This is a genomic window from Fulvivirga sp. (genome assembly GCF_040220315.1).
Classification (GTDB): Bacteria; Bacteroidota; Bacteroidia; order Cytophagales; family Cyclobacteriaceae; genus Fulvivirga.
In genome coordinates this window covers 1-8,008 of the sequence record NZ_JAVJUY010000276.1, presented here as the reverse complement: position 1 = coordinate 8,008, position 8,008 = coordinate 1, and the positions used below count along the sequence as shown (strand labels likewise).

Here is an 8,008-nt window from a genome sequence, read left to right as displayed (position 1 = left end):
TCTTAAAATATAATTAGTTGTAGGTGTGGCAGCTGTAACAGTTTGACCATCTATTTGAGTAGCATTAATATTGGTCAAAGCCGAACCGTTTCCGGAAAATGAGGCAGCAGTTATATTCGCAGAAGTTGAAATATCTGCTCCTGTTATAGAATTATCTTGAATGACTCCTCCAGTGCCCCCAGCAACAGCATTTGTAGATAATTTAGTCCCATCAATGCTACCATCAATTACTTCCAACTGCGAGCCCGTACCACCTGAGGCGGTTATAGTTACTTCATCGGGTGCTGTCCCTGCTGCTTCATCTTCCCAAACAGGGTTTCCAGCAGATAATTTCAGTACCTGACCATTTGTACCAGCAGGTAAAGCATCTTGTTTTAAGCCTATAGCTGTTGTGTTTGCGGTAATATTTGTTTGATTTGTCCCAATTTGTGTTCTTTCTGCATTTGTGATTATCTGTCCGCTGCCAACATTTGTTATATCAGAAATTTGCACTGTTGTGATCGTACCTGAAAGAGACTGTGCCGACTCTGCGTCATCAACCACATTATTCGAGTTAGTATCATAGGTCGCTTGAAGCATATCACCACTGCCAGATACAGTAACCCATGTTCCATCATCTTGTAACACTCTTCCTGTAGATGCTCCGGGGGCTGGAACGATACCATCTGTTGTGGCATTGAATAGTACTTCATCACCTGTATTGGTTCCTGACTGGTTCGATAAATTCGTTCGCTCAGCTCCTGTGATTATAGCTCCACTACCTACGCTAGTAATATCAGTTATTTGTGCGGTAGTGATCGTTCCAGACAACGATTGTGCGGATTCTGCGTCATCAACCACATTATTCGAGTTAGCATCATAGGTCGCTTGAAGCATATCACCACTACCAGATACAGTAACCCATGTTCCATCATCTTGTAACACTCTTCCTGTTGATGCTCCCGGTGCTGGAACGATACCATCTGTTGTGGCATTGAATAGTACTTCATCACCTGTATTGGTTCCTGACTGGTTCGATAAATTCGTTCGCTCAGCTCCTGTGATTATTGCCCCACTACCTGCACTAGTAATATCAGTTATTTGTGAGGTAGTGATAGTTCCAGACAACGATTGTGCGGATTCTGCGTCATCAACCACATTATTCGAATTGGCATCATAGGTCGCTTGAAGCATATCACCACTTCCTGAAACAGTTACCCACGTTCCATCATCTTGTAACACTCTTCCTGTTGATGCTCCGGGTGCTGGAACGATACCATCTGTTGTGGCATTGAATAGTACCTCATCGCCTGTGTTAGTTCCTGTAATATTTGTGAGTTTGGTTCTTTCAGCGTTCGTAATTACTTGACCGCTACCCACATTTGTAATATCAGAAGTTGTGATATCATTCGTTGCATCTGTATCCAAATTTGCGGGAACACCTGTTAATTTAGAAAATGCAAGATCGCTTATTTGAGCATTACCAATAATGCCTACAGCTAAGTCTGTGTTTAATCCATCTCCAGTAATTGTTGTGCCATCTACACTTACACCACTAAAAGTACCAGATGGTAAATTTCTTATTTCCCATGCCGTGCCGTTATAAACCAAAATCTGATCAGCACCTGCTCCCATACTAGATAAATCTGCTAACTGAATCGCTCCCGATGCAATTTGAATATTATTCAAATCTCCAGTAATATCACCACCAGCGGAAAGTGTTTGAGTATTTCCGCCTGTACCACTTATCGTTAACTGTCCAGTACCCGCATCATAGGTCAAGGTTTGATCTGAACCGCCTCCTCCAGAACCTACATTAACCCATGCCGTTCCATTAAAATAGGAAACGGTGTTACTGCTAGTCTGGTAAACCACCATACCGGCATCTGGATTGGAAACGTCAGTCACATTGGCTACAGATGGTAACAATAATCCTTGAGAGCCATCTCCATTGAGCCATAAAACTGCATTGTTTTTTAGCTCATCCGTACCGATACTTACTGTATTCTGAGCCTGAAGAATACCTGAGAAAAAAAGTGATGCAACGAATGCTATAATTCTCAGATTGGTTTTAATGTAAGTTTTACCCATGATGTTTAGAATTTCATGTAAAATCAGGAAATACTATCAGCAAATTCATTATGAAACTGAAAAACTCCTGCAAATGATTAATAATGTTCAATTAAGTAGTTTCTGCCCATTATTTCTCAAGTATAATTATATCAAATAATTTGGCAATAAACCACCTTCTTTGCTTTAAGGCAAGTAAAATTGATACGAATGTTAATGTAAGTTTTTAGCGAAAGGTAAACAAAGTTGCAACATTGTCATTTCGAAGGAGTGCGCGACTGAGAAATCTCCTTGTTAGAACGTATGCTTACATTAATTAGGTTTTGGCATTTAGATTTGGGGACTTATATCGCTGCTGCTTTACGTTTCGAAGTGACTTTATGCTCCCACCAAATCCTTCACAATTTCCTTCACCGGTCTGATTGATTTTACATACTCTATGGAAGGGCCTGCGCACCAAACCGTTTTATACGTGGCTGAAAATGCTGCCTTTTCCAGCGACTTCATTCCTTTGTAGAAAGTAAGCATCTTCGCATATTTCTTAAGAGTTTTGTTTTTATTTAAGAGACGTTCTAACCATGTTTGCTTCGTACCAATGTCCTGAACATACGGTGTATTAATAACTGTGCATGGCGTACCTGAAAGCTTGGTGGTCATTACAATGTCCTTCGCGCCATAATCTACACAAGCCTGCTTATATTCATGGCTAACACCTGCTTCATCTGATGCAATAAACGGGCTACCAATGGAAGCCCCACATGCCCCTAATTCCATTTTTTCTAAAAACTGTTCTTTGGTTCCAACTCCACCAGCCGAAATCACAGGAATGTTACACTTTTCAATAAGTAAAGGAATCAACTCTTTATAAGACATTGGGCCGGCATGTCCGCCTGCCTCTGAATTAACTGCAATCACTGCATCCGCTCCTAGTTCCTGCACCTTTAGTGCATACTCCACGTCCACCACATCGCAAAACACTTTTATGCCTTTTGGCTTACAGGCTTCAATTACCTGCCTTGGGCTACCTAATGAAGTAATAATGAAATCTACGCCCAACTCAACACATGTATTCAGCTGTTCCTTCATTCTTATGTTAGACTTATTCACAATTAAATTGATACCAAAAGGGCCGGAAGTTTCATCTTGTATTTGCTTAATGGCAACTCTAAACTCTTTATCAGTTCGATAGTTTAATGCCGGTATTGCGCCTGTTATTCCACTTTTAATAGCAGCAATAGTCATAGCCGCATTAGAAACTAGAAACATAGGCGCCATTATGATGGGATATTGTATCCCTAGCATTTTTGTTAGTGCAGTATCAAATTTATTTTCCATTACAGGCCGTATTTATCAATCATGTATACTAAAGCCGCCATACCTGCAGCCCCTAATTCCAACTCCCTTTTATTCACTTTATCGAATGTATCATTATCAGTATGATGGTAGGCAAAATAACGCTGAGAATCTGGCATTAATCCAATAAGTAATGTCCCCTGATCTTCCAACGGACCTATATCAGCACCGCCACCCGGTTTATCAAAGTCATAAATTCCGTAGGGTTCAAAAAGTGGTTGCCATGATCTCACTTTTTTCAAGTCAGCGTCATCACCAGTCATTCTAAAACCTCGTGGTGAGAATCCACCACTATCGGATTCTAAAGCTGCAATATGGTTTTCGCCTTTTTCTTTTGCTACTTCAGCATATTTCTTGCCTCCTCGCAATCCATTCTCTTCATTCATATACATTACTGCCCTGATAGTTCTTTTAGGTTTATACCCTAGCTCTTTAAATATTCGTAATCCCTCAATAGCCTGAACACAGCCTGCGCCATCATCATGGGCTCCTGTTCCCAAATCCCATGAATCTAAATGGCCTGAAACCACAATAATTTCATCCGGTTTTTCTGAACCTGTTAGCTCACCGATTACATTATAAGAAAGCACATCAGGTAACATTTCACAGTGGGTTTCAATGTAAAGTTTAGTTGGTTGTGTATCAGCCAAAATCTCAGTGAGCGCATCAGCATCTTTCACACTAATTGCTACTGCAGGTATTTTAGGCTGGTTTTCATCATAAATGAGTGTGCCCGTGTGCGGGTAATCATCTGTTACCGTACCAACCGACCTTACAACAACCGCTTTAGCTCCATATTTTGCTGCTTCAGAAGCTCCGAATACTCGCTGATCTACAGCCCCGCCATATGCTGAAAAAGTAGTTATCTGAGTTTGGTCCATCGGCCTGTTAAAGAATACGATCTTATTTTCAATTGCCTTTTTTCCTAGCTTCTCTAATTCACTAATTGCATTTACTTCAATGACTTCGGCCATTACGCCTATTGCGCCCGTCCCTACAGAATTGCCTAATGCCCTAACATTCAATTCCACCGTTCCATGTTTTGAAGAGTTTAGTACTCTGGCCTTTTCTCTTTCGCCCCTTACCCAGTGTGGTACCATTACCTCTTGCAAATAAACTCTATCAAATCCATAAGATTCCATCACTTGTTTGCTCCATTCCACCGCTGCAGCTGCCTGAGGAGAGCCACTAAGTCTCGCTCCGATTTTACTGGTGAGATAATCTAGCATTTCATAGGATTGGCCTTCTGTTAATTCTTTATCGAAAATTGATTTAATCATTTTAACATCTTCTTGCTGAGCAAATGCAATAAATGAAATACTAATCATTAAAATACTTAGAGCAATTTTTCTCATCTTCTACGCTTCTTTTTTAAATTATTTCCTTTTTTATCTTTTGGTTTAAATGGTCTTTCCTTTTTATCGTGAAAAGCTCCTTTATAATCAGGATCTTCTTTGCGTTTAAACATGTCAATCTCCCTTTCTATCTGAATGTTTTCATCCTTTGGAGTTGACTCTATTTTTACTTGTTTAGGAATTTTCTTTATTGGAATAGCCTGTCGGATAAGCTGTTCAATTTTTTTAATATGATACATTTCAGCCCGATTGGCAAAAGTAATAGCACTGCCCAGATTCTTAGCCCTGCCCGTTCTACCGATTCTATGAACATAGTCTTCATAAATAATGGGGACATCAAAATTAATAACGTGTGAAACCATGCTCACATCTATGCCCCTGGCGGAAATATCAGTTGACACAAGAATTCGCAACTTGCCTTCTTTGAATTCATTCATCGCATTTATTCTACTGTTCTGCCCCTTGTTAGAATGAATTACTCTTAAAGGCCCTAACTTTTTGCGCTCCAAATATTTAAATACATTATCGGCAGTTGTTTTTGTTTTAACAAATACAATCACTCTCGAAAAACTTTCATCTTGAAGCAGATACTCTAAAAAATTAATCTTGGATTTAAGATTTGGTACTTCATACAAAACCTGATCAACTGTTTCCACGGTTAGTTGCTCAGGTGTCACTTCCACTATCTCGGGAAATTCAAGAAATTCTTCGCATAGTGTCTTAACAAATGGCGACATGGTGGCGCTAAATAGCAGGTTTTGCCTTTTTGTCGGAATAACTTCCAGGATCCTGCGAATCTGCGGCATAAACCCCATGTCCATCATTTTGTCTGCCTCGTCAATTATTAAGGTATTAAGGAGTTTAGTAACTAGTTCACTTTTCAAGTAAATGTCTAAAAATCTGCCTGGTGTAGCAATTATAATATCAACTCCTTTTTGTATGTCTTCAATTTGGGTTTTTGGCCCAATGCCGCCATAAATTGAAACAAAACGTAAATCTGTATACTTGGAAAGCAGCTGAATATTTTCTTCAATCTGTAGGATTAATTCTCTGGTTGGAGCCAATATCAATGCCCTTGGATGATCCCCCTGAGCATACTTTATTTTCATGAGTAGTGGCAATAAATAGGCGGCTGTTTTTCCTGTTCCCGTCTGTGCTAAACCAATAACATCATGGCCGGAAGTGGCTAAGGGAATAGCCTTTTTTTGTATGGGGGTTGGCTCTGTAAAACCGGCTTCTTCCACCGCATTGAGCAACTGCCTGTTTAATTTAAAATCATCAAATTTTTGAACAGAAGTTGCCATAGTTTAAAAATACTTTGCAGCGTGAAAAAGTAGGCTGTAAATTGCGTTGAATATAAGTGAAAAGCAAACTAATGAGCCCATGCCAAAGACTTTAATAAAAAATGCCAAATTAGTAAATGAAGGAAAGATATTTGAAAGTGATGTGCTGATCAAAGGTCAGTTAATTGAAAAAATTGAAGCAGATATAAGCGCTAATTCAGCAGATAAAATTATTGATGCTAATGGCAACTATTTACTTCCGGGACTCATTGATGATCAGGTACATTTCAGAGAGCCGGGTTTAACGCATAAGGCTACTATTTTTACTGAATCAAGGGCGGCTGTAGCTGGTGGTGTAACGTCTTTTATGGAAATGCCTAACACCGTGCCTAACGCCTTAACTCAAGAATTACTTGCCGATAAATATGCCATTGGCGCTAATGACTCATTGGCTAACTATTCTTTTTTTATGGGAGCCTCTAACGACAACCTTGAAGAGGTTTTGAAGACCAATCCTAAAGATGTGTGCGGAGTTAAGGTATTTATGGGTTCCTCAACCGGCAACATGCTTGTAGATGATGAGAAAACCCTGGAAGGACTATTTTCTAAAGTTTCCATGCTCATTGCTACACACTGTGAAGATGAAGAGACTATCAAAAAAAATACGAAAATATATAAGGAGAAATATGGTGAGAATGTGCCCATGGAATGTCATCCTGAAATTCGCAGCGAAGAAGCATGTTACGCTTCATCAAGCATGGCTGCCTCACTGGCGAAAAAACATGGAACGAGATTGCACATCCTTCATATATCCACAGAAAAGGAATTATCTCTGTTTGACAACTCGATTCCATTAGCTCAAAAAAGGCTAACTGCGGAGGCTTGTATTCATCATTTGTGGTTTAATGATTCAGATTACAAAGAGAAGGGCTCGTTAATAAAATGGAATCCTGCTGTAAAAAAGGCATCCGATCAAAAAGCGATATTACAAGCCGTTTTAGATAACCGCATAGATGTAATTGCCACAGACCATGCCCCACATACGTTGGAAGAAAAATCAAATACCTATTTTAATGCTCCTTCTGGCGGGCCATTGGTTCAGCATAGTCTGGTAGCTTTACTAGAAATGTACCATCAGGATAAAATTTCATTAGAGAAAATTGTTGAGAAGGCGGCACATAATGTTGCCATACTATTCCAAATTGAGAAGAGGGGTTATATCAGGGAAGGTTATTTTGCTGATTTGGTGTTAGTTAACTTAAATAGCCCTTGGGAAGTGTCAAAAAATAACATCTTGGCGAAATGTGGTTGGTCTCCATTTGAAGGTGCAAAGTTTCAATCACAAGTAACTCATACATTTATATCTGGTCATCTAGCTTATGAGTATGGTAAGTTTGACGAAAGTAATTTGGGAATGAGATTAACGTTTAACAGATAGGTGATTAAAATATCTAATATTAATTATTTGTAATCTCATCAACACTATCTACATTTGCAGTCCCTTAAAAAGCTAGGGTATAAATGGTGGTTGTAGTTCAGTTGGTTAGAACGCCTGATTGTGGTTCAGGAGGTCGCGGGTTCGAGTCCCGTCTCCCACCCTTAAAACTAAAAGCTCATCTTTGCAGATGGGCTTTTTTCGTTTTATTCCATTTCAAATGAATTGAATTATTAGTAAGTTCAATACATGAATGGATATGATTTCAATCAATTAAACTTAAAAGACAAGATAAAAGTGCTCTATGAAGAGGGCACTTTCATAGTTGCCATTCGCTACTATAAATACAAAATCAATCTATTTCTTTTTGAAAATTATTATGTCGAAGTCTTTTTCAACCACAAGTTGGATATGATCGAAAAGATTGAGGTGATGAATAGAAATACTACCCGTTTGAAATTTTATTCGGATCAGATAAAATTGACGATCTAATTTAAAGGTCATAAAAAAAGGGGCTTGTTAGCCCCTTTTTT

At 39.1% G+C, this 8,008-nt stretch carries 6 protein-coding genes and 1 tRNA gene; 3 read left to right on the top strand and 4 right to left on the bottom strand.

The annotated features are described in order from the left end of the window. From RLO81_RS13835 to RLO81_RS13820, 4 genes are all read right to left on the bottom strand, one after another. Positions 1 to 2,070 (bottom strand): beta strand repeat-containing protein (locus tag RLO81_RS13835; RefSeq protein WP_350112675.1); only part of this gene is annotated, 2,070 nt, incomplete at its 3' end. Positions 2,071 to 2,427: 357 nt separating this feature from the next. Beyond that, positions 2,428 to 3,384: an NAD(P)H-dependent flavin oxidoreductase gene (locus tag RLO81_RS13830; RefSeq protein WP_350112672.1), complete on the bottom strand. Its 957-nt coding sequence runs from the start codon at positions 3,382 to 3,384 to the stop codon at positions 2,428 to 2,430. Then, positions 3,384 to 4,757, bottom strand: a complete 1,374-nt coding sequence (locus RLO81_RS13825) for a M20/M25/M40 family metallo-hydrolase (protein WP_350112669.1) — start codon at positions 4,755 to 4,757, stop codon at positions 3,384 to 3,386. The genes RLO81_RS13830 and RLO81_RS13825 overlap by 1 nt, the downstream gene beginning before the upstream one ends. Then, entirely contained in the window at positions 4,754 to 6,061 is a 1,308-nt protein-coding gene (locus RLO81_RS13820; RefSeq protein WP_350112666.1) for a DEAD/DEAH box helicase, read from the bottom strand. The genes RLO81_RS13825 and RLO81_RS13820 overlap by 4 nt, the downstream gene beginning before the upstream one ends. Positions 6,062 to 6,140: 79 nt before the next feature. Between RLO81_RS13820 and RLO81_RS13815 the strand changes: the two genes are divergently transcribed. The 3 genes from RLO81_RS13815 to RLO81_RS13805 all read left to right on the top strand — a co-directional run bounded on the left by RLO81_RS13815 (position 6,141) and on the right by RLO81_RS13805 (position 7,967). Further along, a complete protein-coding gene (locus tag RLO81_RS13815) occupies positions 6,141 to 7,478 on the top strand; it encodes a dihydroorotase (RefSeq protein WP_350112663.1) in 1,338 nt (445 codons plus the stop codon). Positions 7,479 to 7,563: 85 nt separating this feature from the next. Continuing rightward, positions 7,564 to 7,639, top strand: a tRNA-His gene (locus tag RLO81_RS13810). 85 nt (positions 7,640 to 7,724) lie between these two features. Beyond that, positions 7,725 to 7,967 (top strand): hypothetical protein, encoded by a 243-nt coding sequence (locus RLO81_RS13805; RefSeq protein ID WP_350112661.1) that lies wholly within the window; start codon positions 7,725 to 7,727, stop codon positions 7,965 to 7,967. Positions 7,968 to 8,008 lie beyond the last annotated feature (41 nt).